This is a genomic window from Novosphingobium sp. BL-S-32 (assembly GCF_056857055.1).
Genome location: NZ_CM166477.1, coordinates 1307682 through 1333592, shown reverse-complemented (window position 1 = coordinate 1333592; position 25911 = coordinate 1307682). Strand labels below are relative to the sequence as shown.

The 25911-nt window shown below is 60.7% G+C and carries 27 protein-coding genes and 1 pseudogene; 14 read left to right on the top strand and 14 right to left on the bottom strand.

Going from position 1 to position 25911, the window contains the following annotated elements; translation table 11 throughout:
- The first annotated feature begins 359 nt into the window (after nucleotides 1-359).
- From AC1VVK_RS22415 to AC1VVK_RS22405, 3 genes are all read left to right on the top strand, one after another.
- A complete protein-coding gene (locus tag AC1VVK_RS22415) occupies nucleotides 360-1118 on the top strand; it encodes a hypothetical protein (protein ID WP_482905394.1) in 759 nt (252 codons plus the stop codon).
- 41 nt (nucleotides 1119-1159) lie between these two features.
- Nucleotides 1160-2590: a dihydrolipoyl dehydrogenase gene (locus AC1VVK_RS22410; protein WP_482905393.1), complete on the top strand. Its 1431-nt coding sequence runs from the start codon at nucleotides 1160-1162 to the stop codon at nucleotides 2588-2590.
- A gap of 243 nt (nucleotides 2591-2833) precedes the next feature.
- A complete protein-coding gene (locus tag AC1VVK_RS22405) occupies nucleotides 2834-3001 on the top strand; it encodes a DUF1328 domain-containing protein (RefSeq protein WP_482905392.1) in 168 nt (55 codons plus the stop codon).
- A gap of 142 nt (nucleotides 3002-3143) precedes the next feature.
- On the opposite strand, the gene AC1VVK_RS22400 is transcribed toward AC1VVK_RS22405, so the two are convergent.
- Nucleotides 3144-3266: a CGNR zinc finger domain-containing protein gene (locus AC1VVK_RS22400; protein WP_482905391.1), complete on the bottom strand. Its 123-nt coding sequence runs from the start codon at nucleotides 3264-3266 to the stop codon at nucleotides 3144-3146.
- Nucleotides 3267-3305: 39 nt separating this feature from the next.
- Here AC1VVK_RS22400 and AC1VVK_RS22395 point away from each other — a divergent pair, with 39 nt between their 5' ends.
- On the top strand, nucleotides 3306-3758 hold the full coding sequence (locus AC1VVK_RS22395; RefSeq protein WP_482905390.1) for a hypothetical protein: 453 nt from the start codon (nucleotides 3306-3308) through the stop codon (nucleotides 3756-3758).
- Nucleotides 3759-3829: 71 nt separating this feature from the next.
- On the opposite strand, the gene AC1VVK_RS22390 is transcribed toward AC1VVK_RS22395, so the two are convergent.
- Entirely contained in the window at nucleotides 3830-4051 is a 222-nt protein-coding gene (locus tag AC1VVK_RS22390) for a hypothetical protein (protein ID WP_482905389.1), read from the bottom strand.
- Nucleotides 4052-4163: 112 nt separating this feature from the next.
- Nucleotides 4164-4364, bottom strand: coding sequence for a hypothetical protein (locus AC1VVK_RS22385; RefSeq protein WP_482905388.1), 201 nt, complete (start codon nucleotides 4362-4364; stop codon nucleotides 4164-4166).
- Between the two features lie 1268 nt (nucleotides 4365-5632).
- On the opposite strand from AC1VVK_RS22385, the gene AC1VVK_RS22380 reads away from it, so the two are divergent.
- Nucleotides 5633-5827, top strand: a complete 195-nt coding sequence (locus AC1VVK_RS22380; protein WP_482905387.1) for a cold shock domain-containing protein — start codon at nucleotides 5633-5635, stop codon at nucleotides 5825-5827.
- 245 nt (nucleotides 5828-6072) lie between these two features.
- On the opposite strand, the gene AC1VVK_RS22375 is transcribed toward AC1VVK_RS22380, so the two are convergent.
- Both AC1VVK_RS22375 and AC1VVK_RS22370 read right to left on the bottom strand, forming a co-directional pair.
- Nucleotides 6073-6651 (bottom strand): GNAT family N-acetyltransferase, encoded by a 579-nt coding sequence (locus AC1VVK_RS22375; protein WP_482905386.1) that lies wholly within the window; start codon nucleotides 6649-6651, stop codon nucleotides 6073-6075.
- A gap of 541 nt (nucleotides 6652-7192) precedes the next feature.
- Entirely contained in the window at nucleotides 7193-7915 is a 723-nt protein-coding gene (locus AC1VVK_RS22370) for a hypothetical protein (RefSeq protein WP_482905385.1), read from the bottom strand.
- 383 nt (nucleotides 7916-8298) lie between these two features.
- Between AC1VVK_RS22370 and AC1VVK_RS22365 the strand changes: the two genes are divergently transcribed.
- The 5 genes from AC1VVK_RS22365 to AC1VVK_RS22345 all read left to right on the top strand — a co-directional run bounded on the left by AC1VVK_RS22365 (nucleotide 8299) and on the right by AC1VVK_RS22345 (nucleotide 11743).
- Nucleotides 8299-9087, top strand: a complete 789-nt coding sequence (locus AC1VVK_RS22365) for an alpha/beta fold hydrolase (protein ID WP_482906757.1) — start codon at nucleotides 8299-8301, stop codon at nucleotides 9085-9087.
- A gap of 52 nt (nucleotides 9088-9139) precedes the next feature.
- On the top strand, nucleotides 9140-10222 hold the full coding sequence (locus AC1VVK_RS22360) for a PAS domain-containing sensor histidine kinase (protein ID WP_482906756.1): 1083 nt from the start codon (nucleotides 9140-9142) through the stop codon (nucleotides 10220-10222).
- A gap of 78 nt (nucleotides 10223-10300) precedes the next feature.
- Complete coding sequence (locus AC1VVK_RS22355) at nucleotides 10301-10675, top strand: response regulator (protein WP_482905384.1); 375 nt, start codon at nucleotides 10301-10303, stop codon at nucleotides 10673-10675.
- Between the two features lie 43 nt (nucleotides 10676-10718).
- Nucleotides 10719-11168 (top strand): hypothetical protein, encoded by a 450-nt coding sequence (locus AC1VVK_RS22350; RefSeq protein WP_482905383.1) that lies wholly within the window; start codon nucleotides 10719-10721, stop codon nucleotides 11166-11168.
- 122 nt (nucleotides 11169-11290) lie between these two features.
- Nucleotides 11291-11743 carry a PA2169 family four-helix-bundle protein gene (locus AC1VVK_RS22345; RefSeq protein ID WP_482905382.1) on the top strand — a complete coding sequence of 151 codons (453 nt, stop codon included), beginning with the start codon at nucleotides 11291-11293 and terminating at the stop codon, nucleotides 11741-11743.
- A gap of 38 nt (nucleotides 11744-11781) precedes the next feature.
- Here AC1VVK_RS22345 and AC1VVK_RS22340 read toward each other — a convergent pair whose 3' ends face one another.
- The 8 genes from AC1VVK_RS22340 to katE all read right to left on the bottom strand — a co-directional run bounded on the left by AC1VVK_RS22340 (nucleotide 11782) and on the right by katE (nucleotide 20431).
- Nucleotides 11782-12606: a glycosyltransferase family 2 protein gene (locus AC1VVK_RS22340; protein ID WP_482905381.1), complete on the bottom strand. Its 825-nt coding sequence runs from the start codon at nucleotides 12604-12606 to the stop codon at nucleotides 11782-11784.
- A 21-nt stretch (nucleotides 12607-12627) separates the two neighbouring features.
- Nucleotides 12628-13215 carry an SAM-dependent methyltransferase gene (locus tag AC1VVK_RS22335; RefSeq protein ID WP_482905380.1) on the bottom strand — a complete coding sequence of 196 codons (588 nt, stop codon included), beginning with the start codon at nucleotides 13213-13215 and terminating at the stop codon, nucleotides 12628-12630.
- Nucleotides 13212-13880 (bottom strand): PIG-L deacetylase family protein, encoded by a 669-nt coding sequence (locus tag AC1VVK_RS22330; protein WP_482905379.1) that lies wholly within the window; start codon nucleotides 13878-13880, stop codon nucleotides 13212-13214. The genes AC1VVK_RS22335 and AC1VVK_RS22330 overlap by 4 nt, the downstream gene beginning before the upstream one ends.
- Nucleotides 13874-15001, bottom strand: a complete 1128-nt coding sequence (locus AC1VVK_RS22325; protein ID WP_482905378.1) for an acyl-CoA dehydrogenase family protein — start codon at nucleotides 14999-15001, stop codon at nucleotides 13874-13876. Before AC1VVK_RS22325 ends, AC1VVK_RS22330 begins: the two co-directional genes overlap by 7 nt.
- Complete coding sequence (locus tag AC1VVK_RS22320) at nucleotides 15001-16041, bottom strand: glycosyltransferase (RefSeq protein WP_482905377.1); 1041 nt, start codon at nucleotides 16039-16041, stop codon at nucleotides 15001-15003. The genes AC1VVK_RS22325 and AC1VVK_RS22320 overlap by 1 nt, the downstream gene beginning before the upstream one ends.
- The gene (locus tag AC1VVK_RS22315) at nucleotides 16038-16991 is read right to left on the bottom strand and encodes a glycosyltransferase family A protein (protein WP_482905376.1); all 954 of its coding nucleotides are present in this window, start codon (nucleotides 16989-16991) and stop codon (nucleotides 16038-16040) included. Before AC1VVK_RS22315 ends, AC1VVK_RS22320 begins: the two co-directional genes overlap by 4 nt.
- Nucleotides 16984-18138, bottom strand: a complete 1155-nt coding sequence (locus tag AC1VVK_RS22310; RefSeq protein ID WP_482906755.1) for a glycosyltransferase — start codon at nucleotides 18136-18138, stop codon at nucleotides 16984-16986. Before AC1VVK_RS22310 ends, AC1VVK_RS22315 begins: the two co-directional genes overlap by 8 nt.
- Before the next feature lie 70 nt (nucleotides 18139-18208).
- A complete protein-coding gene (gene katE, locus AC1VVK_RS22305) occupies nucleotides 18209-20431 on the bottom strand; it encodes a catalase (RefSeq protein ID WP_482905375.1) in 2223 nt (740 codons plus the stop codon).
- A gap of 271 nt (nucleotides 20432-20702) precedes the next feature.
- On the opposite strand from katE, the gene AC1VVK_RS22300 reads away from it, so the two are divergent.
- Nucleotides 20703-21392: a Crp/Fnr family transcriptional regulator gene (locus AC1VVK_RS22300; RefSeq protein ID WP_482905374.1), complete on the top strand. Its 690-nt coding sequence runs from the start codon at nucleotides 20703-20705 to the stop codon at nucleotides 21390-21392.
- Between the two features lie 440 nt (nucleotides 21393-21832).
- Nucleotides 21833-22987 carry an extracellular catalytic domain type 1 short-chain-length polyhydroxyalkanoate depolymerase gene (locus AC1VVK_RS22295; protein WP_482905373.1) on the top strand — a complete coding sequence of 385 codons (1155 nt, stop codon included), beginning with the start codon at nucleotides 21833-21835 and terminating at the stop codon, nucleotides 22985-22987.
- A 277-nt stretch (nucleotides 22988-23264) separates the two neighbouring features.
- On the opposite strand, the gene AC1VVK_RS22290 is transcribed toward AC1VVK_RS22295, so the two are convergent.
- Nucleotides 23265-24371, bottom strand: a complete 1107-nt coding sequence (locus AC1VVK_RS22290) for a DUF4172 domain-containing protein (protein WP_482905372.1) — start codon at nucleotides 24369-24371, stop codon at nucleotides 23265-23267.
- A 160-nt stretch (nucleotides 24372-24531) separates the two neighbouring features.
- On the opposite strand from AC1VVK_RS22290, the pseudogene AC1VVK_RS22285 reads away from it, so the two are divergent.
- Nucleotides 24532-25013 (top strand): annotated as a pseudogene (locus AC1VVK_RS22285) (tyrosine-type recombinase/integrase); the annotation flags it as partial.
- Entirely contained in the window at nucleotides 24959-25723 is a 765-nt protein-coding gene (locus AC1VVK_RS22280; protein WP_482906783.1) for a hypothetical protein, read from the top strand. The pseudogene AC1VVK_RS22285 and the gene AC1VVK_RS22280, both read left to right, overlap by 55 nt.
- Nucleotides 25724-25911 lie beyond the last annotated feature (188 nt).

Genomic DNA, 25911 nt, shown 5'->3' with positions numbered 1-25911 from the left:
ATTTCTCCTGACAATGGCCACTGTGTCGGCAGCGAAGGTTGGAGGGGAGGGAGGGGCCACGGGCTATCAGTTCCTGAAATTCCGGATCGTGACCAGGATTTCATCAAAGCCTCGCCATCGCTTTGATGAAATCCAACCGGCAGTCGTCCGCGCGGAAAGTCTGAGAAGGCAGCGGCGGCATCCACGACGGATTGCAGGTAAACGCGGCGTTCGAGCGCGGATCAATCGCTGTTTCGCCGCGCGGCTCACCTAGTTCCGCTCCTCAGCACCATTTTCGGCAGGAACGATGACCACCTCAGCGGTTTGCATTCGCATCCACGGTCGATCGTTATCACCCTGGAAACGGAGCCAAGCCGGCCATGCAAAAGCTTGCCGAGAATTTCTGGAATTTCCGCGGCTCGTTCAAGATCGCAAAGATCGTCAATCTTGGCACCCAGATGTCTCTGGTGCGAAGGCCAGGAGGGCGCTTCACCCTTATCGACAGCTACGGCGTGTCCGGTGACGACCGCAATGCGCTGCTCAGCCTTACCGGAAACGGCGATGCAATCGACACGATCATCAACGTCCACCCCTTTCACACGCTGCACTGCGCCGCCGCCCATGAACTGGCGCCGCATGCGCGGTTGTTCGGCACACGGCGGCACCGCGAACGGGCGCCCGAACTACCGTGGGAGCCTGACGCAATAGAGGACCAGACAACGCAGGCCACGTTCCCGGATCTCGACTTTTCAGTCCCTGCCGGGCTCGATCTGGTGACCGCGGATGACGCCGTCCATGCCGCCTCCGTCCTCGTCCGGCACCGGGAAAGCGGCATCGTCCATGTCGACGACACGCTGATGGTGCTGGCGGCTCCTGGCTTGCTCGGCCACGTCCTCTCCCAGTCGCGGCTGCGCTTTCATCCGATGCTGGGAAAGGCACTGCAGCACCGCCCCGGCGCCGCCGACGATTTTGCAGCATGGGCGCTGGCTCTGGCACATAACTGGGCGAAAACGCCGATCGTCTGCGCCGCCCATTTGGCCGTGCGGCGCCTGCGTCCCGGTGCCTGGCACGAGGAAGTGACGCATGCGCTTTCCGCTGCCGCCAGGACACTCGACCGTCACCGCGCGCGTCACGGCTAATGCCGGCACATCCTCCCCAATCCATCGGAAGCACCCAGCCCATGAGCGAGAATCAAGCCCGCACGATTGTCCTGCAGACCGATGTCGCGGTAATCGGCGCCGGCACCGCCGGTCTCGCTGCCGAGCGCGCCGCGCGCAAGAACAGGGCCTCCACCCTGTTGATCGATCCCGATTTCAACGGGACCACGTGCGCGCGGGTGGGCTGCATGCCCTCCAAGCTGCTGATCGCCGCAGCCCGTGAAGCCGCGCGTATCGGGCGAGCGAGCCTGTTCGGGATAGAGGTCGATGGCGTCAGGATCGATGGTCCTTCCGTCCTGCAGCGCGTGCGCGCGGAGCGTGACCGGTTCGCCCGCCTGGTACGCGAGTCGATCACCCGGCTGCCAAAGGACGTGGCGATCCACGCACACGCCCGTTTCGAGGGGCCCGGCCGCCTCATTCTCGACGACGGGCGGCGCGTGGAAGCGCGGGCGATCGTCATCGCTACCGGCTCTGCGCCGATCCTGCCCGCGCCTTTCGCGGCGCTGGGGGAGGCAGCGCTCACCAGCGACACGGTGTTCGAACTGGCGGACCTGCCGAAACGCCTGGCGGTGGTCGGCTCGGGCGCCATCGGCCTCGAACTGGCGCAGGCGTTCGCCCACCTTGGCGTTGAAGTCGCGCTGTTCGACAAGGGCGCGCGCATGGCCAAAGTGCGCTGCAACAAAGTCCATGGCCGGTTGCGCGAGGTTCTGGAAGATGATCTCGCCCTGCATCTCGGCGTCGACGTCATGCCCTATGCGACAGAGCGTGGCGTGCGCCTGAACTGGAGCGGCGCGAGCGAGGGCGAGGCGGAATTTGATAAGGCGCTCGTCGCCGTCGGGCGAAAGCCGCAGCTGGACGGGCTCGATCTCGACAAGGCCGGGCTCGACCTCGACGATCATGGCGTTCCCCTCCACGAACGCACGACGATGCGCTGCGGGGAAAGCGCTGTCTTCCTGGCAGGAGATGCAGCGGCCGATCTGCCGCTCCTGCACGAAGCTTCGCACGAGGGCGCCATCGCCGGCCGCAACGCCGCTGCCTATCCCGCGCCGATCCCGGCGGCGCGCAACACGCCCATTGCCATCACTTTCACCGAACCGGTGCTGGCCACGATCGGCAAGGCGGAAGAGGAGGGGACGGTCACCGGATCGGCGGATTTTTCCGATCAGGGCCGCGCGCGCGTTGACGGGCTCAATTGCGGGGTGCTGACCCTTTACGCCTCAGCGCCCGACGGGAGGCTGATCGGTGCCGATCTGATCACGCCTGCGGGCGAGCATCTGGCACACATGCTGGCCTGGGCGGTGCAGGGCGGCTTAACTGCGACGCAGCTTCTGGCCATGCCCTTCTATCATCCGACCATCGAGGAAGGATTGAAAAAGGCACTCCGCACCATCTGTGCCGCTACGCCCATCGCGCTCCCTCCCGATCAGGATGCCGGTACGCCCGCGGGCGCGTGATGGCCCGCTTCACGAAAGGCACCGCGTGATCTGCCAATTTTCGAGAGCACGACAACCAATTCGGGCGATACAACTGCCTCCAGGACGGGCAGCGCAGAAGCCGCGCCGGGAAAATACCAAACTCGCTCTCTATAATTGGCGTCGGCCTTCGCAACATCTCTTGGAACACCGGGGGCGGCCGAAAGTTCTGCAAGAGAGCTGCTCGAAAAGGTCGGCGCAGCGTTTATATAAAGGAGAGCCCTCATGTTTCGCTGGGCCATCATTTTTGCCGTTGTCGCGTTAATCGCGGCGCTTCTGGGCTTTGGCGGCGTAGCAGGTCTTTCTGTCAGCCTTGCAAAGCTCTTCCTGCTCGTTGCGGTGGTGATCCTGGTTCTTGGCTACTTCTTCGGTCGGGGCAGAAGGATGCCTTGAAGCATGACGGATCGACATATCTCTGTTCGCCAGAGACTGTCGTCCGTAGCCTGAAGTTCCAGATCTTACGGCAGGAGGCTATCGAGTGCGCTCTCCTGCCGTATGATGTGCCCATTCCTGTCCAAAGGGGAGGGGGCGAAATCTACGTTCCTTGGCCGGCGTCACACGTCGGTAGCGGCGCACGCTTGCGCCGCCGAAATTCCGCGACCTTGGCCTTGTTTCCACAAGCCGAAATCGAGCACCAACGCCGATCACCAGAGCGCAAAGTGTCTACGAATTGGATTGTACAGGTACGCGACTGACATTGGCGAATGTTCGCCGCGTCCTCGCCGCCGAACAGGTGAACGCATTCCTTGCCAGGAATGACAGTAAATCCACGACCGATCCGTTCAGCGTAAGCCCGCCGTCCGCGCCCAGCACTGATCTTGTCGTGAAGCGTTCTCGCGCTCGGCAATCTGCTGCCGCGTATTTGCGAGACTTCATTGTCGTGGTCATATCAGGGTGGCACGAAATCGGTGACAGGACCAATACCAGGACAGCAATTCAGGCTGACGCGCTTTACGCCATCGAAAAGTTGATCTCATGGCTCTCTCCGGATCCGATCTGCGACGACTGCATCAATTGGGCCCTTGTCCTTTCGGCGAGCAATCATTCCGATCAGGTCGTACGCGAACTGGCCGGTGCAAACGGCTTCGAGCGCATAAAAGCCGACTGCAGCCTTTTCGTCGCAATCCGCCTCGTGACGCGCCGCCCCTGATCATTTCCCGAGACAATCAAACCCCGCGCGGTGCCAAGGGGCGACAAACTGGATTTGCTACCCGCCGACAGTCAGGCCATCTGCCGACGCTGCGAAAAGGCGGGGGCTTCGTTCTCATTGGCTTCGCGCCGAATGGTGCATAGCTTGCTTGCACCTTCCCACAGTTCAGCCGTTCTGCGATCCGCCTCGCGATGGGCAATGATGAGCGCGCCAGTGAGATCCTCGGCCTTGAATTCGATGCGCCTCGCAACGCCCTCGCCATCGTCCGAAAACCGCAGTGTATAGATCTTCATGCCTGACCTCCATCGTTCTTCCAGGCGCTTGCGGACTGACAAACTGCAGCAGCCCTTGAAGAGTTCCCGGCCGGCCAAAGCTGTCCGACATCGGCATACGATGGCTGATGGATCACGCCCCGATCTCCCACACACCCGCGTCGGTCTGTTTGAGCGTACAAAGCTTTCGCGAGCCGTCCCACAGTTCGGCGGGTCGATCGGGCGCTTCTTTCTTGGCGATCAAGAGAGCGAGGCCCGGGTCGGTAGCCTCGAACCTGATATTCTTGGCAAGGCCATGGTGGTCTTCATGGAACTTGAGCGTATAGATCGCCATAGCGTTCTCCATGCGCGGACAATGGCTCGCTTCACCAAAACGACCTGCAAGTTCTCCAATCGAACGAGGTTGCGATCCATTCTCGATGCGATGAATCGACGCTCCTCTGCGGCATACTGCGGGGTTCGGGCGCGGTCGATAAAAGGTCGCAATCCGCGTTTCTGCGGTGTGTAAGGGAAGAGACGCGTTAGCGGTGGGGCTCCCTAGGTATCCGGCACCGCGATGCAGGCCCCATCAAGGCGCCCTTGGTGCTCATTGCGTCTCCGGCTTCGGTTCTGACATTGTTCCCGGATCGGGCCCAATCCATTCCGTAGTGAGGCATTGACCTGGGAAAGTCGCGGTTCCCGCCGCAACCATCGTGAGCGCCTTCTTTCCTCGCCTGCCAAGGCGGGCTCCTCACGGCCGCTGACGCCGCAAACAAGCTGCCAGCGCCTGTCGTTCGTTGAAGCTACGGCCTGACGGTCCGCCGAAACAGCTGTGACTTTGCCTTCGGTTTCCCCACTGCCCGGAAATGGTCCGGGACTAGCAATGCCAATGAGATCAAGAAATGCCTACAATCGGATATCTGACCGGCGTTGGCTCAGCTGCAAGGGTCAGCTTTGCATCGTCTCGATCCGCGAAGAGCCGGGGCGCGGCCAATAACCTCAAGACTGCGGAGGCCCAGCTCGACTTTCGGGTGCTCAAGAGGCTCAGCGACGAACTACGCCAGTAAACCCAGCAGCTTTTCCAGCAGTAGGTTTCGAGCGCCGAGACCTTCCTCGATATTTCGAATTTCGGGACATTGCGGGGAAAGAACAATGCCGTATTCCAGCTGTACCAGGCGGCCGGTCAACAGTATAAGGCCGTTCTGACTGTCAAGACGCTCTATTGCTCGCTCTGGCACGACCTCAAATTTCTGCGCGGCTGGGCCCACAACGCCGCGCTCGATCTGATTCTGGTCTGGCCGCGCGATGGAGAGTGTACCGAGCGTTGTTTCGAGCTACTGCACTTGGCCTATATCTAGGGCCGTTGTTCTCCCAACTATTCGATCAGCATGGCCGAACTGGATTGGGTATTTCAGAGCGTTCAGGTGATTCAAACGGCGGATCAAGAGGATCGCCGTGAAGCCGATTTCTGAAGAGCTGAAAATCGCACCGAATCTGCAAATGAATGACCCTTGTGAAGTCAGGCTTGCAACAATCGTCACCTGATGGACTTGTCCTCCTTTAGGACTTCGGCACATCTTTGCCGCAGGCGGAAAGGCTGGGCAAATGCCACAAGGGAGAGTTTTGAATTTCGACACCAAAAAAGGCTACGGCTTCATCGCGCCGCTCGAGGGCGGGCCCGACTGTTTCGTCCACGTCTCCGCTGTGATCGCATCGGGAATGTGGACGCTCACGACCGACCAGCACGTTTTCTATCAAATACTGATCGCCAGGAATGGCAAAGTCTCCGCGATCAATTTGCGCGGCATTTCTCAGTAGCTGGCGAGGGCCTCCTCGCCCTTTTTCGGATCCTGTTCTTGTTAACGACCGTCACATCCCAGATCGAAGCGTCCATACCTCGAGTGCCTCGCCGACGATCGCACGGATTGCCCGTAGCGGATTGCCCGTAGCGGATGGACCGTGGGTAAGCGAGCTTCAGTGCCCACGTAAGAAAATAGTCCCCCGCTCACAAAAGCATGATCACAAGTAATATTGAGCCAGGTCGATCGGCATTATCAGCTTCGTCACGGCATAGTTAGCGTGGTGGAATTGTAGCAGCTCTCCAGATCGACAGAATCTGCCTGTGATAAAGGCTTCTCCAGAACAACAAACGCAAGGTCATCTCGCAGCGGCGTCCCAAACCGGTTGTCGCCATAGGGAAAGGGCTCGGTCTCGCCTGTCAAATGATAGCCTCGGCGAATATACCATGCGATGAGCGTTTCCCTGACGTTGACGACGGTCATTCGAACGCGACGTCCGCCGCGGATACGAACCATATTCTCTGCGTCAGCGAGGAGTGACCGCCCCAAACCTGAATTTTGACGCTCAGGATCGGTCGCGAGCGAACCAAGGTACCAGACAGCGTTCGTCATCGGCTCCAGCCAGACACATCCGAGGGTCTTGCCGCTCGACGGATTTAACCATTTGAGAAATGCGCCAGGCTTGGCGGCAAGATCAACGCGCAACAGCTGCTCGGTGATGCGATCACCCGAGATATAGCCCGCCTCTGAGTTCCAGCCGGAGTTCGCCTGCGAACCGCGATAGGCGCGGTTCATCAAGGATACGATGCTCGGAATATCCGTCTCGGTAATGACTTCGAACATGCCAGATCCTAGAAGGGGCGGTGACGCCGTCCCGCAAAATGCCTCTATTGTGAACTTTGAGTTCGTCATGTTCTCAGTCGCTCAAGGGTCTTCAGGTCCACTATGCGAGGAGGCTTCACGAAGTCCACACGCGTCCCCATTGCAGCCGAATTTTAACCGACCGGCCTCCGGCAATCCCGGCGCGCTTCAAGGCGGTCCCAATCGCACAATCGGACGGTTTACGGTGCTACCCGATATCGAGCACGTTTAGCGCTTGAGCGGAACGCTGCGATGCGAGTCACAGATCAGTTTTACACGGCGCCTGACGCCAAGATCCGCGCCTCACAGCTTCAGGGTGAAAGGCGACTTGCCGCTCCAGTCAGAGGCGTTGCGCGCAGCTACTGGTTCGATTCAATCGGATGGATCCCCAAGGATTGACGGAAATCTGCGCCTTTGAGGACCAATTCACGGGACTCATCCGTTGCGTTCATACCACTAGCATTGAGCGTTTCCCTGGCCAAGGCCGAGCCTGTAAGCAGGGCGGGCGCATCTTGCACGAGTTTTAATCGATGAGGATTTTGGCGGCCTGGCTTCGGTCTTGCACAAATCGAACGGCTTTCAGGCAGTCTGCCTTGGTGAGAAATCCGTAGCCGCCGGCCATTAGTACGCCGGTACGGTCATGAAGCTGCCACTGCCAATCTCCGCCTGCGTATTGAGTCGATGTTAGCATTACCATTTCAGCGCGAAAAATCTGAAAGTAGGCGGATCTCCGAGGTACGAGGGGAATGGTGAATGCTCCGCCTTCGTTTTCCCATTCTTGGCGCTGAGCTCTATCCGCACCATCTTGATCAAGGAAAGAAATTGCTATTGGCGCACTCTTCCTCGCAATCGAGGCGGGAATGTGTCTGGCAGTGGGTGCTTTTCGCGCCGCGATCTGTTCTTCGATTGCACCAAGGAAATGCTCGGAAAAATGCGCTGTTGAGACGTAATCCTGTTCGTACTCGCCGAGATCGTGCCCGGATCCGAACCGTGCATTGAGCTGCTCGAAAATATTCGGATCATCGTCGGCGAGATGACCGATCAATGCTTGGAGTATGCGCTCGTGAGAGAGGACGCGCCGTTCAAGGGTCGTAACCTCGCGAGGTTTCGCATTGGCTCCGCCTTCCCCCGAATTGGACGGCGCCATCTCGGCTGGAGGGGGGGAGTTGGGTATTCGCTCGGCTTCCTTTGCAGCGGAAGAAAATGCGGAAAAGGAACGCGATTTTCTGAAAGGTCTGTGGGACATGGGCTTCACCGCTTGAGCGGGAGCAATCAACTCTCAGTCGCGTTTTGCTCGAAATAAGGACGGCGATATATGTTAATTAGGGCGCCTTCTTTAAAATTCAATAATGTCGGAATATTATTTCATATATGATGGATATTTTGAATATTATTTCGTTGCGGTGCCATATAAATCCGAGGTCGCCGAGCCCTACCGTGGGCGAGGAAGTCGCGATTGATCCAAAACCGAATTAGGAAATGAGGGCACGTTCTGCTACGCTCACGTGAACGGTCCTAAGAGCATTTGACGCGGCTCGTCATTGCGGGCCCAGGACATCTCTCGCTATGGCATCACGTTCCTCGTTCAAGCTCGCGGAGGCTGGTATCGGGCAGACGCGCGATGGTGCAATGGATATAGTGCGCAAACTCAATGCTCGTGTAAGCGGTTCGGGCAGGCGGACAATGATGTTTGCGCATGGATTCGGCTGCGACCAGAACATGTGGCGCTATGTCGCGCCCCGGTTCGAGCCCGCTTTTCGCACGGTGCTGTTCGATTATGTCGGAATGGGGCAGACCGATCCGCTTGCCTACGACCCTGTGAAATATGCATCCCTCGACGGATACTGCGAGGATGTGGTGGAGCTGGCCCGCGCGACCGGAATAAGGGGCGGAATCTTTGTCGGCCATTCGGTCAGCGCCATGATCGGGCTGCTCGCCGCTCGTCGTGCACCGGATTTGTTCTCCACGCTGGTCCTGGTTGGGCCTTCACCGTGTTACATTGACGACGGCGATTATATCGGCGGGTTCAACCGCGGGCAGATCGATGACCTGCTCGACTTTCTCGACAGCAATCACCTGGGCTGGTCGCGAACCATGGCACCTGTGATCATGGGCAATGCGGATCGCCCGGAATTGGGCGAGGAATTGGCCGAAAGCTTCTGCCGCGCCGATCCCGAGATCGCCAAGCAGTTCGCCCGCGCGACATTCCTGTCCGACAATCGAGCCGATCTGGTTGCGATCGGTGCGCGCGTGCTGATCCTACAGTGCCGCGACGACGTCATCGCACCCCTCAGCGTCGGCCGGTACGTGCATGAGGCGATACCGGGAAGCGAACTGGTCGTGCTCGATGCCACCGGGCATTGTCCAAACCTGAGCGCTCCGGTAGCGACATTCGAGGCGATCCGGGCCTTTGTCTGAGGGGCCAGCCCCTCTGCCCCCCGGCGGTGGGGAAGCGCTTGATTTCGAAGACCTGTTCGAGACGGCCCCATGCGGATACCTCTCTACCGATCGGAACGGCCGCATCACGCGGGCCAACCGAACGTTTGCCAACTGGATCAAATATCCGGCCGAGGATCTGAAAGGGAAGCGTTTCTCCGATCTTCTCGCGATCGGCGGCAAGATTTTCTACGAAACCCACTTCGCTCCGATGCTGCACATGCAGGGCAGCTTCAATGAAGTCGCATTGGACATCGTCGCCGCCGATGGCCGCCTCCTCCCCACACTGGTCAATGCGATAGAGCGCCGCGATCAAGTCGGCCGGGTGAGCTTCATACGTTTTACGGTCTTCCTGGCGACGGAACGGCGTGCCTATGAACGCAACTTGCTGCGCGAGCGCAACGACGCCCAGGAAGAAGTGAAGGCCGCCCACGTTGATTCCGAACTGCGTGAGCAGTTTATCGCAGTCCTGGGCCACGATCTGCGCAACCCGGTCGCCTCGATCGTCAGCGGCATTCGCATTCTTGAGAGGGAAACGCTGAGCGAGCGCGCACGCATGGTGCTGAACCTGATGGACGGCAGCGCCGTGCGCGCTTTTGGCCTCATCGACAACGTGATGGATTTCGCGCGCGGCCGGCTTGGCGGCGGCATTACGCTTTCGCGCGACGCAAACGAGCCTCTGGAACCTACGCTGCGGCAGATCGTCGACGAGGTGCGTTCCATCGCGCCCGATCAGCGGGTCGAGGCGACCTATGCGCTCGACGAGCCCGTCGATTGTGATCACATACGCATCGGGCAATTGCTCTCGAACCTGCTCGGCAACGCCCTGATGCACGGGAGTGAGGAACTTCCGGTCCGGCTGCAGGCGAGGACGGGGCAGGGCAATCTGACGATCTCTGTCGCCAATGGCGGCGAGGCTATCGCGCCGGACACGATGGAACGGCTTTTCCAGCCCTTTCAGCGAGGGCAAGGACGCGGCGGTAACCAGGGCCTGGGACTTGGTCTGCACATCGCATCCGAAATCGCCCGTGCCCACGGTGGGACGCTCTGCGTGCGTTCGGACAATGCCGAGACGTGCTTCACCTTTACAATGCCTCTCGCGCGCGAGCCTGACTAAATTATTCATCGCTGCGAACTTCTATCCGCGGACGGCATTGAACATAAACGGGGCAGCTCCCCGGTAAGGAGAGCTTTGATGCCGAATTACGATTCCAAGTCTACTGTGCTGGTGGTCGAAGACGATGCCCTTGTACGCATGCTGGCCGTCGACATTTTCAGCGCAGAGGGTTTCGAGGTTCTCGAGGCCGGAAATGCCGAGGAGGCGTTGATCATCCTCGATCGACACGAAGCAATATGCCTGCTGTTCACCGATATCGACATGCCCGGAACGCTCGACGGACTGGAACTTGCGCGCCAGGTGCAGCGGCTTTGGCCTCCGGTGCGCATTCTCCTCACCTCGGGCCACCATCACCTTGGTTCGGATTTGCGGCCCGCCGACGGCCAATTCATCCGCAAGCCATGGACTCATCAGAAGCTGATGCAATCCGTCTCGCAGGTCCTGCAAAACTAGTGGCGTAGTGGCGCGGACGCCCCGCGCAATGGAAGGAATTATCATGGCCAATTACGGAACACCCTTCGCGGTGAACTCGAATGGGGACCGATGGTATCTTGTAACGGACCGGGGAGCCGGAAAGCCCCTTGTGCTGCACGAAGCCAGCCCGGCATCCGGTGGGTCACAGACGCTTACCGAGGTTCCGGAATTCCTTAGCAGTGCCGCGAGTACTGCGCAGGGCGGCGCGCTCGTCGAAATGATGGAAGCACTGATGATCGAAGCTCTGGGCAAGGCGACCAGTCGCGAGGCGTTTCTGGAAGAGCTTCGCGCCGCTTCGGAGGACGCGGTTGCGGTTGCCCTTGAGGGGGCCAAAGTGAAACTGCCCCTGACGACGTCCTACGAGGCATTGGAATTCTTCAACTGCATGCTCGATAGCCTCACCCAGCAACGAGAGATTGACGATGCCGCAGATGCCTTGCGCATTCCGGTCGGATTCGGGAGCACAGATTAACCCGCGTGCAAATCGTGCTGATCCAGGTTAATTTCGTTCCGGCTTCCGTGTCTTTCTGTTCCAGGCTGCGTTTGGTTAGTGTCCGGACGATCGTCGTTCCGACCTTTTCGACAGGTATGACAATGACCGAAGTCTCTCACGATATTTCAATACTCAACTCTCTTATCGCCACCACCATTGACAGCGTGGATGGCTATAGTGAAGCCGCGAAGGACAGCGACAGCGGGCAATTTGGCGCGCTCTTCACCAGCCGGGCCTCCGAACGCCGCGAAGTTGCCTCACGGCTTCAGCAGGAAGTGGTTCGCCTCGGCGGCAATGCGGAAGACGACGGCACGGTTTTGGCCGGCGCCCATCGAATGTTCCTCAACCTCAAGGCTTCAATGACCGGCCATGATGACAAGGCAATCGTCAACGAAGTCGAAGCGGGCGAAGACCATATCAAGGCCAAGTTCGAGGATGCTCTCGAAGACCTGGACCTATCACCCGAAGTACTCCAGTTGATCGAGACCTGCTACGCCTCCGTAAAGGCAGGCCATGACGAAATGCGAACCATCAAGCATTCGATGCAACGCTAACGCTTGTGCCGGTGGGCCAAAACCCGCCGGCACCGCCTTCAGGGGATTGCGAGGAGCACGCGGGCCCGCGCGATGTCGGAATTGCTTGGCTGTCGTAGTACCTCGAGGCTATCGTCCGTCCATGCGACAAGTCCGGCGCGCTCGCAGGCGGCAAGCCAGCCCGCCATGGGCCACCAGCCCCACTTCTCCCGAAATACGCGTGCGTTGCGAACGATGTCGTCAAAATGCTGGAGAGGCGGCTCGAACATGTCGTGGAACTGATGGAACGCGCCCGGTCCCCCCATGAACAATAACGGGAGATCCGCATTCCGTGCGCGCAAGCCAAAGTCGGTATCTTCAGCGCCGTAGCCGGTAAAGGCCTCGTCAAAACCCCCGAGGTCGAGGAACGTGCCGCGCCGTATGCCGAAGACCAGCGACCAGAACAGTCCTGCATCCTGCACCGGACGCAGTCCGCTGGCAGGGAAACTCCGGGCCGGATGACCCGGAGAGCGGGACAGGAGGTCAGCTTCCTCCCATTGTCCGCGCGCGTCATCCGGACCGAGATAGCGCACTTGTGTACAGACGAGTGCATCATGCTCCGCGATCACGTCCGCCATCGCAGCGACCAGCCCGCGCATGGGAATGCAGTCGACATCGAGAAAAAGCAGCGCGTCTCCTCCAGCTGCATCCGCCGCCATGTTGCGCGCGGCCGCCAATGGAAGCTCATCTTGGAAAAGGTGGAGGATATGGACCGGGCAGGGCGCTTCTCCGACCGCGACCGAAGGCCGGCTGCCCATGTCGACGACGATGAGCTCGCCGGGTATAACCGTGCTGCGGCGCAGGCCCTCGATCAGTTGTGCCAGATGAGCGGGACGGTTCTTCACGAGGGTCAGGACGCTAGAGAGTCACGCCAGGATCCGCCAGAGGTCGAGGCGATAGAACGGCATGCGCTGGGCTTCGATCACGTCGACCCGCGCCTCAAGCATCGCCAGGAGCTTCAGGACCACCTCGTCACCGCTCTGGGGGTAATCGGTTTCTCCCGTCCAGTGGACCAGAAGCACGTTTCCGTCCGGCACTACATGAGAGGCCAGCCACCTGGCGGCCTCGTGCAGGTCTGGATCGGCCCAGTAATAGGCGACTTCGGACAGGACTACGAGATCGAATGAAGAGGCAGGTGCTGACCGGGGGAAGGACATTTCGGCAAAAGATACGTTGGACAGCGCCGCACATCCTGCCCGTGCGGCCTGCAGTGCCGTCACGCTGACATCTACTGCCAGCAGCTTGCGGCAATATGGCGCCAGCGCCCGCGTCAATGCGCCCTTCGCACACCCGAGTTCGAAACCGCTCTCGTAGACCCGGTTGTTTAGGGCGCGAATGGTATGGGCGTGTTTGCCGCGCTCGTACTCGCTCGTTTCCAGGTCCCATGGATCATCGGTCTGCCTGAACATCTCCTCGAAGTAATCGGGGGGGAGGCTGGTGGACGGTCGGATCATCGGGATCTCCGCAGAAACAGGGTGTCGGATGCGGGCATGCGCTGGCGTTGGGCAGGCAACCGGAAGCCGGGGCCATGTAAGGGCGTGAGTTGGCTGCGATGCGCGCGCAGGGCCTGTCGCCGTTTCCCGATCGGCATCGCCTGAGTGTTGAGTGTCCGGTAGTCCCGCGCAGGAGGGGAACTTGCCCAGACGCGGTACTCCGCCACAAGGAGCCGGCATTTCGCACTCGCGCGCACCGCATAGGCGACCCCGGCCGCGGCGGCATGGTCGCAGTGGGGTTCGTGCCGCGCGGTCACGGCGATGGCGTCTACTCGGAGACGGCGACAGAGGGCGGCAAGTGCCGAGACAGTCCGGGCGAATGCTATGCTTTCGGGGGCGGTCGGGGCGGCGTCGGTCCAGCCGAGATGGATGGGCGGGAAGCTGCGGCTCCCGGTCAGCCGGAACAGGGCTAAACCCGCCTCCCGTTTTCGCCGCGATGAAAGGCCGGCGCGCTCTACGTGCGACCCCGATCCATCGGTCAGGTAGACAAGCGCCGCGAAATGGCCGCCGAGCGCGGCTTGTGCGATGAGCGCGCCTGCCCCCAGCGTCTCGTCGTCGGGATGGGGGGCCAGCACCAGCCAGCGCAAAGCCTGGTATGGCCGCCGGGCGAGCGACAGATCTACCACAGCCTATCTCCATCGCCCCAGGCGTCACGGTCGAGCCATGTAAGAGCCGCCTGATCGCGCGCGTGGTCAGCTCCGGCCTGACGCAGGTAGAGCGCGAGGTCGCGGCAGATCTTGTCGATGCGCTCCCCGTCCATCGCGCTGCGGGTGCCAACGATCCGCGCGGAAAGCTCCATGACGTCAAGCGCGGCGCGCTCGACCACGCCGCGTGTCATGCGGGCGAAGGCGGGTCCGTCCTCGTCATCCCGCGCCGCGCGCATCGCGCATTCGCGGACCCAGAGATAGGCGGTGCGGGCAGCCGCGACGCAGTCTGCAAACTTCTTCCTCTGGAGAGGATCGCTACGCGCGGAATCGGGTATCGCGAGCCGTGTCTCGGAGACGAGCGCCTCGATCCCCCCTAGCTGAACGGCGGTAAATCGCCATGCCCCGGCAGTAAAACGCGGATCTCGATCGTAGTCGCCGGGAAGGCCCAGCAGGTCGATCTCCTCTACAGCCAGTCCCGTCAGATCGTAGAGCCCGCTATTTGTCGCTCGCATGCCGCGAACGCGCCACCCAGTGCAATCGGCGCGGCGCGCATCGTTGGCACGCACAATTATCAGCCGCCGCGAGCCCTCAGGGGGCTGCGCCGTGACAAGGGCAAAAGCAAGTCCGCCCGCTCCGCTGGCGAACGACTTGCTGCCGCTAAGCACCTGCTTGCCTTCACCATCGTGCTCGATGACGACGCCCGGCGGTGGTTCCGTCGCCCATATCCCGTATAACGCGCCTTGCTCCAACTCGCGTTCGAGCCGGGCAGCCTGTGCTGGGGTGCCGTACCATTCGAACAAGGCGAGGGCGTTAACATGGCCTTCATAGAGCCGACCGAGGCTGAGGTCGGCACGGCCGACGATGCGCAGAACGTCCAGCAGCGCCCGGTACCGGGCAGACGTATCGGTGAAGGGCGTGCCTCCGCTGGCGGGCGCCGCGAAATCGCGGTGCAGCCCTGCGGAAACAAGACAGCGGATGCTGTCTATCGGAAACACCGGCGCAGCATCGTAGCGCGCGCCAAGCTCGGCAATGCGCGTCGCTATCGCCGCAGCGCGCGTCGCCGGCCCCGGTCGATCGGATGTGGCAAGGGTGGAAAGCATTACGCCGAGTGCTCCAAAAAGCGGGTCTGGCTCGCCTGCTCGGCGAGCCAGACCGCTGCCTTTTGCGCACCGCTGGCATCGTGGAGCGCGCCGAGGGCTGCGAGAGGTAGCCGGAGTGCCTGTTCGATCAGCTCGGGCCAGCGCTCGGCCGCTGGCCATGCCGGAAGGACGATCGCGGCTCTCGCTGCCGCGAGGCCGGCGGCTATGGCATCCTGTTCGTCAAAAGGCCGGCTAGCGGGAATGCATATGAAAGGCCTCCCGGCTGCCATCACCGCGCCGACCACGCCGTCGCCGGCTGCACCGACAACAATCGCAGCGCGCGCAATCTCGCGCTCGGGCGTATGGCTCCAACCGGCGAAAGTCAGATTGTCAGGCGGATTGAGGGGTACCTGGGCGGGACCGATCACGCGCCATTGCCATTGCGGGCATGCGCGGGCTGCGGCAGCGATGCGGTCTCCCTCGCCGGGCGTCCCGCCGCGCCCGAATGCGATCAGGACGCTGCAATCTACAGGTACGTCGCTTGCGGGCGGGCAGACGATACCGGGAAAGTAGCAGGTCTTTTGCCGCACCCATTGCGCAGTCGAAGGTTCCTCGAGATCGGCATGAAAGGGGGCCAGCAGCGCACGCGCTGCGCGAAATGCTTCGAGATGGGCCGCGTCGTTTCGCTTGCCGTTAAGACGGACGTAGAGCGTGGGCACCGATGCCGCGCGCGAGATCATCGCCATCTCTGCCGAAACGTCCACGACCATCAAGGCTGGTTCAGCGGATGCGATCCACTGGGTGAAGCGGGCAACGCGGGCGCGCACACCGCGATGATCGATCGGAGCATAATGCAGTGCATGTGGGCGACATTCGGCATTGTCCTGCCCATCCCACCTGCCCGGGACCAGGCAGTCATCGGCGAGCTCTACGCCCGCCTCGCCGACGCCCGTCCCAAGCAAGACAATCGGCCAGTCGCTCGCAGTCTGAATGGCCACCGCGCGCGCGAGATGCCCGGCGCCTTGGTGATGGACGTAATAGCCGATCGGACGCCGCCTCATGTCGCGACCTCGAGCACCATGTCGTCGGGCATGGGATCAAGCGAAGGCTCGAGCAGGGCGATCCGGGCGTTGCCATCCGGTTCGCTGCGTAGCTTTCGGCGCCAGAGCGCACGCAGTCGCCAGTGCTCGAATGCCGGGGCTCGGGGCTGGCCTTGACGAACAGCGTCCTGGAAGAGCGCGTCCATGTGACAACTCATGCCTCCATGCGCTCTGCCATCGCGGCGCGGAGATACGTAAGTGAAGACGTCCTGCGGATGAACCAGTTTTCCGCCGGCAGCGACGGCCGCAGCGACAAGCGCAAGGTCTTCTCCTGTCGGCAACAGCGGCACCCCGCCGCATTTTGCGTATAGCTGCGCGCGGATCGCCAACGAGGCACCCGTATGATCTCCGTGGCGAGGAGGCGGATCCCACGGCAGCGGGTCGATTGCATCCTCTATCCTGCGCACAATTTGCCAATAATTCTCCCAGGCATCCCGAATTTTCGCGACCTGCGGCGGCAGAGGCTCGAAGGGGTCAATCGCAAGGTCGCCACCGACTATGTCCGCTCCGCAAAGCATAGCCCGCGATATACGTTCCAGCCATTCGGGAGGGGGTCTCGTATCGGCATCCGTGCTGACCAGAACAAAGTGCCGATCAAGAGCGCGTAATGCACTTCCCTTGTCCATCGCCATCCTGCGAGCCGATCCCGCATGAGCCATCGCTTCCGGAAACGTCACTTGCTCGACGTGCAGCGACAGTCGGCCCTCGTGCCGCGCCTGTTCCCGCCTCACAACATCAAGACTATCGTCACTGGAATTGTTGATGACGATCGAGACCGGAATCAGTCCTTCCCACGTCTGGGCAGCAAGAGCGTTGAGCAATGTCGTCAATCTGCGCGCTTCATTGCGGGCCGGGACACACACGCAAAATTCCATGCCGCCGCGCCGGGCCTTGGATACCATGTCAACCATGAGGCCCTCCGGCACAGGAGCGCATCAAACTGGAAGCGCCAACGCAGCTCTGAATGGCGGGGTCCGTAACTGCCGAACGCGCTTTCCCGTTGGGGTGTGCAGCGATGCGATTGCGGTACAGGGTCTCGTAGTTGCCCACCATTTGCTGCGAATCACATAGCCATTCGGCGCGGGCACGGCAGTGGCTGCGCTTCAACGACAATGCCGCAAGCCCCGCTGCGGCGAGCGAGGCAACGTCATCGGGCCGGGCCAGGATACCGCTGTTCGCGTCGATGATTTCGGGGATGGCTCCGCGGGCGAAAGCCGCCACTGGGACACCGCACGCCAGCGCTTCTGCTACGACAAGTCCGTAGGGCTCGTCCCACATCGGTGTGCACAGGAAGGCTCTCGCACCGCCGACGAGACGCGCCAGATCGGCGTGGGCAAGATGACCGATATACACCGTGTCCGGCCCGAGCCGGGGAGCGATGCGGGTGCTGAAATAATCGGGGTCAAGGATCGGCCCGGCAATGCGCAGCGGCAGGCCGATCAGCCGCGCTGCATCGATGGCGAAATGCAGGCCCTTTTCCGGTACGATCCGCCCGTACCAGACGAGATACCCCGCCTCATCGGAAATCGGGCGGAATGCGAAGTTCTCAAGATCGATCCCGTTCAGGATTACCTCGTCCACTTTGGCGACATGTGCCCAGAACGCGGCGACCGCCTGCGAGACGGCGACGAAGGCATGGTTTCGTGCCGAACATAGCCGTACGCCGCTCTCCAACCAGCAGAACGGCGGAGTGTGCAGCGTGGTGACCACGGGCATCGGCAGCGTGTCCGCCAACGTCACCGGAAGGTAATGGAGCGAGTTGTTGTGGATCAGGTCAAAGTCACGGTGCCGAAGGCCGTTCATCAGGCTGAGGTAGGCATGATGCTCCGTGAAGAACGCCACGTCGCCCGCTTCCGTCGTGCCGACCGCGGCAAGCGCGGTCTCGGTGCAAATCGCTTCCAGTCCCAGGCGGCGGTCGGAATGGGTCGAGGCGAATACCGTCACCGCGTGGCCGCGCTTGCGCAAGGCGCGTGCCAGGAGGTGGGTATGCATCTCCAGCCCGCCGGCGAAAGGCTCCGCTATGGGGTGGCGCAAATGGGCAATAATGCCGATCCGCAAACGCGGCTCTCGCGGACCGCCCGGAGACGGCGATATGCCGCCTCCGGGATAGGCAGTAGCCACCGTCAGATCAGGCTGCGGGCCGTGCATCGAGATCGACCTCCAGTTCGCGCGGCCAGTGGCGGAGCGCGCGGCAAGCGGTCAGGAATGGCTCGGCATCCGCTGCACTCTCCAGCGGCAGGCATGCTTCGTCGAGGTCGTCGAGGATGCCCGCCCGTTCGAAGATCTCCTCTGCCTCGTCATTCATCCCGATGAACTTGCAGTGAGCGAAGGCGTCAGTCACAAAATCCTTGGCAGCGGCATCGAGCGAGAGCAGCGCTGCGCCCGCTTCGGAAACCAAGATTGCCACTGCATCGAAGAGGACCGAAGGTCCGCCGTCGATCTTGTGCTTGGCTGCAACGCTCGTCCCGTCAGACAGGGTGACCCCGGCGATCTTGGGGGCGACCACTTCATAGACTGCGCCTTCGGCCTCCACTGCGGCGAGCAGCGCGGCGAGAATCTCCGCATCGGCCCCGTCGCTGAGCAGGATGCCTAGTTTGCGGCCTTTGAAACTGTCACGCCCGTTCTTGACGATGCTGAGCTTGTCGGAGGGCGGCAGATCCTCGATTGGCGCCTGGGCCGCGACCGCCGCACCGGGCAGTGCGAGGCCCAGCCCGTCGGCCACAGTTGCAGCAAGGCCGCTATCGATATTGAGCAAGTGGGAAATGGTCCGCGAGCGAATGTCCGGGCGTTCAACCTTTGACAGTTCGAATACGAGCGCATCGCCAATGTGTTTTTGTTCGATCAGCGTCTGGCTGACAAAGAACTGCCGGGCCTGGCTGTAGTGATCGGCGAAACTCTCGGATCGCACGCGCTGCTTGGGGCCATCGGCTTCCTCGGCGACGCTGGTGAAACCGCGAACCGGATCCTCGCGCGGCCCGCCTCGGGTCGGTCCCCAGCTATTTGGTTCGTAATTGGCGCGGCCCTTGGGATTGTGCATCGCCATGTGTCCATCTTGCTGAAAATGAGCCATCGGGCATTTGGGTGCGTTGATCGGAATATGCGTAAAGTTGGGGCTGCCCAGCCGCTTGAGCTGGGTATCGAGGTACGAGAAATTGCGCCCCTGAAGCAGCGGATCGTTCGAGAAGTCGATGCCGGGGGGCACGTTCTGGGTGCAGAAGGCGACTTGCTCGGTTTCGGCGAAGAAGTTGTCGACCACGCGGTCGAGCACCAGCCGGCCGACCACGCGGATGGGCACGAGCTCCTCGGGAATGAGCTTGGTCGCATCGAGCACGTCGAAATCGAAACTGTCGGCGAAAGCATCATCGAAGAGTTGCACCCCGAGTTCCCATTCAGGGAAATCGCCGGAATTGATCGCGTCCCACAAGTCGCGGCGATGGAAATCGGGATCGGCTCCGTTGATCTTCACCGCCTCGTTCCAGACGACCGACTGGAGACCATGCTTTGGCTTCCAGTGGAACTTGACGAAAGTGGACATGCCCTTGGCATCGACGAGCCGGAAGGTATGGACACCAAATCCTTCCATCATGCGAAGAGAACGCGGAATGGCTCGGTCGGACATTGTCCACATGATCATGTGGAAGCTCTCCGGCGTCAGGCTGACGAAGTCCCAGAAATTGTCGTGCGCAGTCTGGGCCTGCGGAAAGTCGCGGTCCGGCTCAGGCTTGGCGGCATGGATCAGGTCGGGGAACTTAATCGCATCCTGAATGAAGAACACCGGGATATTGTTACCGACAAGATCCCAGTTGCCTTCCTGGGTATAGAGCTTGACCGCAAAGCCGCGCACGTCGCGGGCAAGATCGGGCGAGCCCTTCGAACCAGCGACCGTCGAGAACCGCACAAAGGCCGGCGTGCGCTCGCCGACACGCTGGAAAACGTCGGCACGGCTGACGTCGCTAAGGCTGTCGGTGAGTTCGAAGAAGCCGTGGGCGCCGTATCCACGCGCATGGACCACACGTTCAGGTATCCGCTCGTGATCGAAATGAAACATCTTCTCGCGAAAATGCGTGTCCTCCAGCAATGCGGGGCCGCGTGCACCTTGTCTCAGACTGTTCTGGTCATCTGCGACGGGAATGCCCTGTTGCGTGGTGAGCGTGGCTACATCTCCGCCAGCCGTCTGATGGGTCTCCCCACCCGGCGCCTGTAATTCGGAAAACGTGCCGGATATGGCGGCGTCCGCCGGTATCGCAGGCGCCTTCCCGGCCGTTTCTCCCGGGATATCGGCCAAGGCAGAATCGTTCGGGACGGCATTCGCCTTCGCTGCAGTCGGCGCATCTTCTTGCGTCTTAGCCATTTGGCTATCCTTTTGTATATGGGATGCAAGGCGGATAAGACGTCAAAACGACGGTCGCATGCCTTGGGTCACAGTATCATCGGAACAGGCGAACACTGCGGCGGGTTGCCGGGCCGAGAGCAGAATTAACTTGCGTCAGTACGTTTCCACGATGCCGAGGCTGCAACGTACGCGGAACTGCGGGATTACACTTGAAGGCGCTTGCGTGTTTGCGATCCGCAAAAGGAGGCCCCTTCTGTATACCGACCGTTTCCTCAGAGAAAAAAGGGGCATGAGCCTGTCCTCCGACGAACGCGAGAGGCTGGAGGCCGGGGTTGTCGAGGTGCGCTCGCTGGATGCACGGCGAATAGTCATTGGCGCCGGCACCCGGCTGCGCCAGAGCATGCTGCTGACCGAAGGCATCATGTCCCGCTACATCGACGATCGCAACGGTTTGCGGCAATTGGTAGCCATCCACGTTCCCGGCGACTTCGTGGACCTTCACGCCTACCCCTTGCTGACGCTCGACCATGATGTCGGCACGATGACGCCTGCCAGGGTGGCGATTGTGCCCCACAGTGAACTCGACGCGATGATTGCCGAGCGTCCGGCCCTGGGCCGAAAACTATGGTTCGCGACGTTGATCGATGCGGCGATACACCGGGCGTGGCTGTTCCGGCTCGGCCGGCTGGACGCGGTTGGCCGGGTCGCGCATTTCCTGTGCGAGACCAACATGCGTCTCACTTCCGCAGGGCTCAGCGATGGACATCGCTTTGTGCTCGCGCTTACGCAGACGGACCTCTCAGAGATATGCGGATTGACCAATGTCCATGTTAACCGGGTGCTTCGCCAACTGCGCGAGGAGCGCCTTTGTGTTTTCAGATCCTCGCAGGTGGAGATAGTTGACCCGGCGAAACTGGCGGCGCGCGGTCAGTTTGATCCAGGTTACCTCTACATGGCTGCGCACGAAGAAGCCCCCTAACGCAAGTTTCAGCGACAGGGGGTTTCCTTCAGGCTGGCTGTGTCCATAGGCGCGCTGAAACCGGGTCGGTCTTGATTTCCAATCGGCTTGTTTGCGCCTTCATTTGGAAATCGGCGACGTCAGCAAATCGCAGTCGGGAATGCCCCCCACGCCTTGAGTATCGCAAAAGCAGCCCGTCGACGGTTCGCGTGACCACGCGGTCCTTTTCGTCCTCGGATCAGCTGCCCTTTGCAAGCGCGCAACGGATTTTTGCAGATCTGCGCGTCGATCAGATTCTTTATGCGCACGTATTGCGAGCGAGCCTTTTTCCCAAGACCTGTCGCCCCAAAAATTCTCCGCAGGATGACTTGTAAGCCAGATCGAATACCCCAATTATTGTGCAGTGCAGCATAACCGCGTGGCGCGCTCCTGCGCTGACTTCCTCGATCAAGGAATATGCAATGCGCAGTCTTTCAGACACTATTTCACAGCTCGCTAGCCTCCATCGCAAGCTTGATGTCGAGCATTTCAGGGCAAACAGCCGGCTGACGCGACTTACTGACTTCGGGAGCAATCCTGGCGCTTTGGCGGCGCATGTCTACATTCCGAAAAATTTCAAGGCTGGCGCGGCGCTCGTCGTTGTTCTGCATGGCTGTACCCAGAATGCGGGAGGTTACGATACAGGTGCGGGCTGGTCGGAAATGGCCGATCAACACGGCTTTGCGCTCCTCTTTCCAGAGCAAAGACGCGAGAACAATTCCAACCTTTGCTTCAACTGGTTTTTACCCGCCGATATTCGTCGCAATTCAGGCGAAGCGCTCTCAATCCGGCAAATGGTGGCAGCCGTCATGACCGAACATTCCATCGATCCGGCCCGTGTTTTCATTACCGGCCTGTCTGCGGGCGGGGCCATGACCGCTGTTATGCTTGCAACTTATCCGGAAGTGTTTGCCGGAGCTGCCGTCATCGCGGGTCTGCCTTACGGCTGCGTCAGCAACGTGCCCCAGGCACTTCAATTGATGAGCGGCCAAGGTATCCCGGATACGAGCAAGCTTGTCTCCCGCCTACGCGGAGCGTCGTTACATGCAAGCCCTTGGCCGACGCTTTCGGTATGGCACGGGAGTGCAGATAACACTGTTCATCCCGCAAACGCGCAGGCTATTCTTGCGCCTTGGCGCGAACTTCACGGAGTGTCTGAAACACCAAGCATGACAGAGGCGATAGGCCGCTCCTCACGGCAGGTTTGGCGTAACGCTGAGGGCCGCGATGTGATCGAGGCTTACGCAATTAAGGGAATGGATCATGGCACCCCGCTGGACACCTCGAACCCGGAGGGATGCGGGCGAGCCGGAGCCTTCATGATCGATGTCGGAATTTCCTCGACGCAGCGAATCTGCAAGTTTTGGGGTCTTTTGACACAGCATGAAATGGCCGCGGTACCGGAACTGGCGGTAGAGCCGGTACCTGATGCCGTGCCGATGTCGGCCGCATCGCAGGGCGGCCAAAGCGATGGATCGTGGTTCACGCCTCAGTACCGAATGAGGGAACCTGCCAGGGGCGCCAATGCCTGCAAGGTTATAGAAAACGCTCTGCGAGCGGCCGGCCTTATGAAATGAGGTCCCTCCATTTCGATAGCGGCCCCGTTAACCCGCCGATGGACTCGCGCTGGCGGATGAGGGCCTGGCTGCCTTTGGCGGTCAGCAGCCGACCAGCAGCTTTTGCCTGATCGCTGTAAGGTAAGTCGTTCAGCGGACGGGCAGCTATCTGTCCGTTCCCAAAGATGACCCGACATTCCGCAAACGGCCATCCTGGGCGTCCAGATTGGAAAAGCGGCTGGTCTGCACCTGGAGAGTGAAAATTGGCGGCTGGACGGCCACAATGGGTCGTGGCCCGCTACTGGCCCAAGTCGAGATAGTAGCGGGTGGATTTCAGCGTGCCGGTCTGCCTCAGTGCGCCCATATCGACCAACTCGTGCAAATCGCGGGTTGCAGTTGCACGAGAGGTACCGGTAATGGTGATGTAATTGGCCGCGCTCAGCCCCCCGATGAAGCCGTCCAACCCTTCGCGGAACATCCGAGCAATGGTGCGCGCTTGCCGCTCGTTCAGCCGGTCCCGGAAGCGGTCGTAAAATTGCGTCTTGGTGATGAGAAAGTCGATCAGGGCAAGACTGTGCGTCTGGGCGTCCAGCACGGTTTCGGCAAAATAGGTCAGCCAGGCGGTGATTTCGTTTTTCTTGTTAGCCGCTTCCAGCGCATCGTAATAGGCGGCCCTCTTGCGCTGGATGACATGTGAAAGGGCTATCAGGCTGGGCTGGCCGATTGCCTGTGACAGCACTTTCTCGGCTAGCGCACGAGCCACGCGCCCGTTGCCATCCTCGAAGGGATGGATCGACACGAAATAGAAGTGAGCGATCCCGGCCCGGGTCAACCCCGGCAACGGTCTTGTCCCCTCGGGAGACGTGGCGGCGAACCACGCAAGGAAACTCTGCATTTCCAGTGGCACGTCCTGCGAGGGCGGGGCCTCGAAATGCACCTTCGGCTTGTGGCTGAAACCTGAGACGACCTGCATAGCGTCTGCGTGTTCGCGGTAATTGCCGACAGCCTCGATGTCGTGTCGCCCACTGACCACCATGCGGTGCCAGGCGAACAGGGTCTCATCCGCGAGCGGTTCGGCAAAGTCGCGATAGAGGGCGATCATCATTTCAGCGATGCCGCGCTCGGCCGGCGGGATGCGACGGTCTCCGACTTCAAGACCGAACTGGCGGCGAAGCGAGCTTTGCACGCTGTCGCGGTTGAGCAACTCGCCTTCGATCTCGGACGTCTTGAGCGCTTCGCCGGTCATGATATCGATGGTGACGGCGGCGCGGTCATCGTCGGCAAGGTGTTTGACCGAACCGATGAGTATCCCGGACTGCTGCAGGAATCTGGCTTCAGACGTCGCCAAAGAGGCGCTATCCCAACGAAATTCAGGCCAGTCTGGCTGCTGCCAATTCCACTTCATGAGCCATAAATAGCCTTTTTATAACTCACTGAATATCATTTTTTGAGGTAAAAGCCTGTGATTTTTGCCTCATCCAGCCATCACTCACTGAGTGACCAAAGCGGGACAACCCGTTCTGACGCGTTCTACCTATGGCCATCATGGCCATTGGAGACGTGTCATGGGATTATCAGAATTCGATCCCGCCGCGCATGAGCGGGTTTCATGGAACGTCGGGCGAAAAGTGGCCGCGAAGTGCGCGTTCAGGCCCCGTCAGATCTGGGCCGTCCGCTTCTTTCTCGACCAACATCGACGCATCCGGGATCGGGCCCTATTCGATCTTGCCATCGACAGCAAACTGCGCGGCTGCGACCTGGTGAAGATGATGATCGCGACATCGTTTGTGACCGGAAAATTCGGACACGGGCAACAGTGGTTCAGCAAAAGACCGGAAGGCCAGTCCAGTTCGAGTTGATGGACGATGCTCGTGCCAGCCTTCTGAAATGGCTTGAGTTGCGAGGTGGATCGCTCGAAGATTTCATCTTCCCAAGTCGCACAGACCACGCGACCCACATCAGCGCGCGGCAATATGCCCACCTGGTTGACGAATGGGTCACTGGAATTGGCTTACCGAGCGAGGATTACGGTACGCATTCCCTCCGGTATGCCAATTACTGGACGAGGCGGGCTTCGGGGCGCGCCGGCTCGATCTTCGTTTCCACCGCGTGGATAACGCCGTAGAGGCGATCCGCGGTGGGCTCGCCAAGGCAAGCCGCGACAAGAAGCAGATCGCCCGTTTGCTGTGCGATAGGATTGAGGCCGTCGATCCTGGCTTCGGCATCGAACGGATGGTACTGGCGGCACCAGCGATTGAGCCTCTAGGCCTTCGGACCATGTCGAGCCTTGGCGACAAGCCCGTTCCCGACGTGTCCGCGCTCGTCGATATTCTCGGTAATCGAGTGGGCGAGAAAAGGTTGTTTCGCGTGGCGGCGCGCGAGAGCCATATGCCTGAGCGCTCTACGGAGCGCATCGCACCGATGGCGGATCCTACGCTCCTGCGCTGGCCGGAGCGTTGGCCGCGTCCGGCACGGTTGTTCGCAAGGCCGGAATTGATCGAGACGATGGCGCTTTTGCCCGATCACCCGCCGGTTCATTTCGTATGGCGAGGCGTGCGCCGGCGCGTGAAACGGGCAGACGGGCCCGAGCGCATCTATGGCGAATGGCATTTGAGCGAGGCGGAGTGGCTCAGCGTTCGCGACTATTTTCTAGTCGAGGACGAAACGGGCGCGCGCTACTGGGTCTTCCGGCAGGGTGATGGCATGGACGCCGCTACAGGCGGGCAGGATTGGTTCTTGCATGGCTTGTTTGGCTAGTGCCTCGCGCAATCAACTGGAAAATCCGCTTTTTTGTCAGGAACGAAGTCGAACCAGACGATCGCGTACGCAGATTCAATTCAGCTGAAAGCGACGCGGATTCACGTCGTCCGATCCGAATCTCGAAACGGCCGCAAAGTCGGACATTCCGGAACGGCTCCTATCGAAAGCGAAATGCTTAGAGCTGT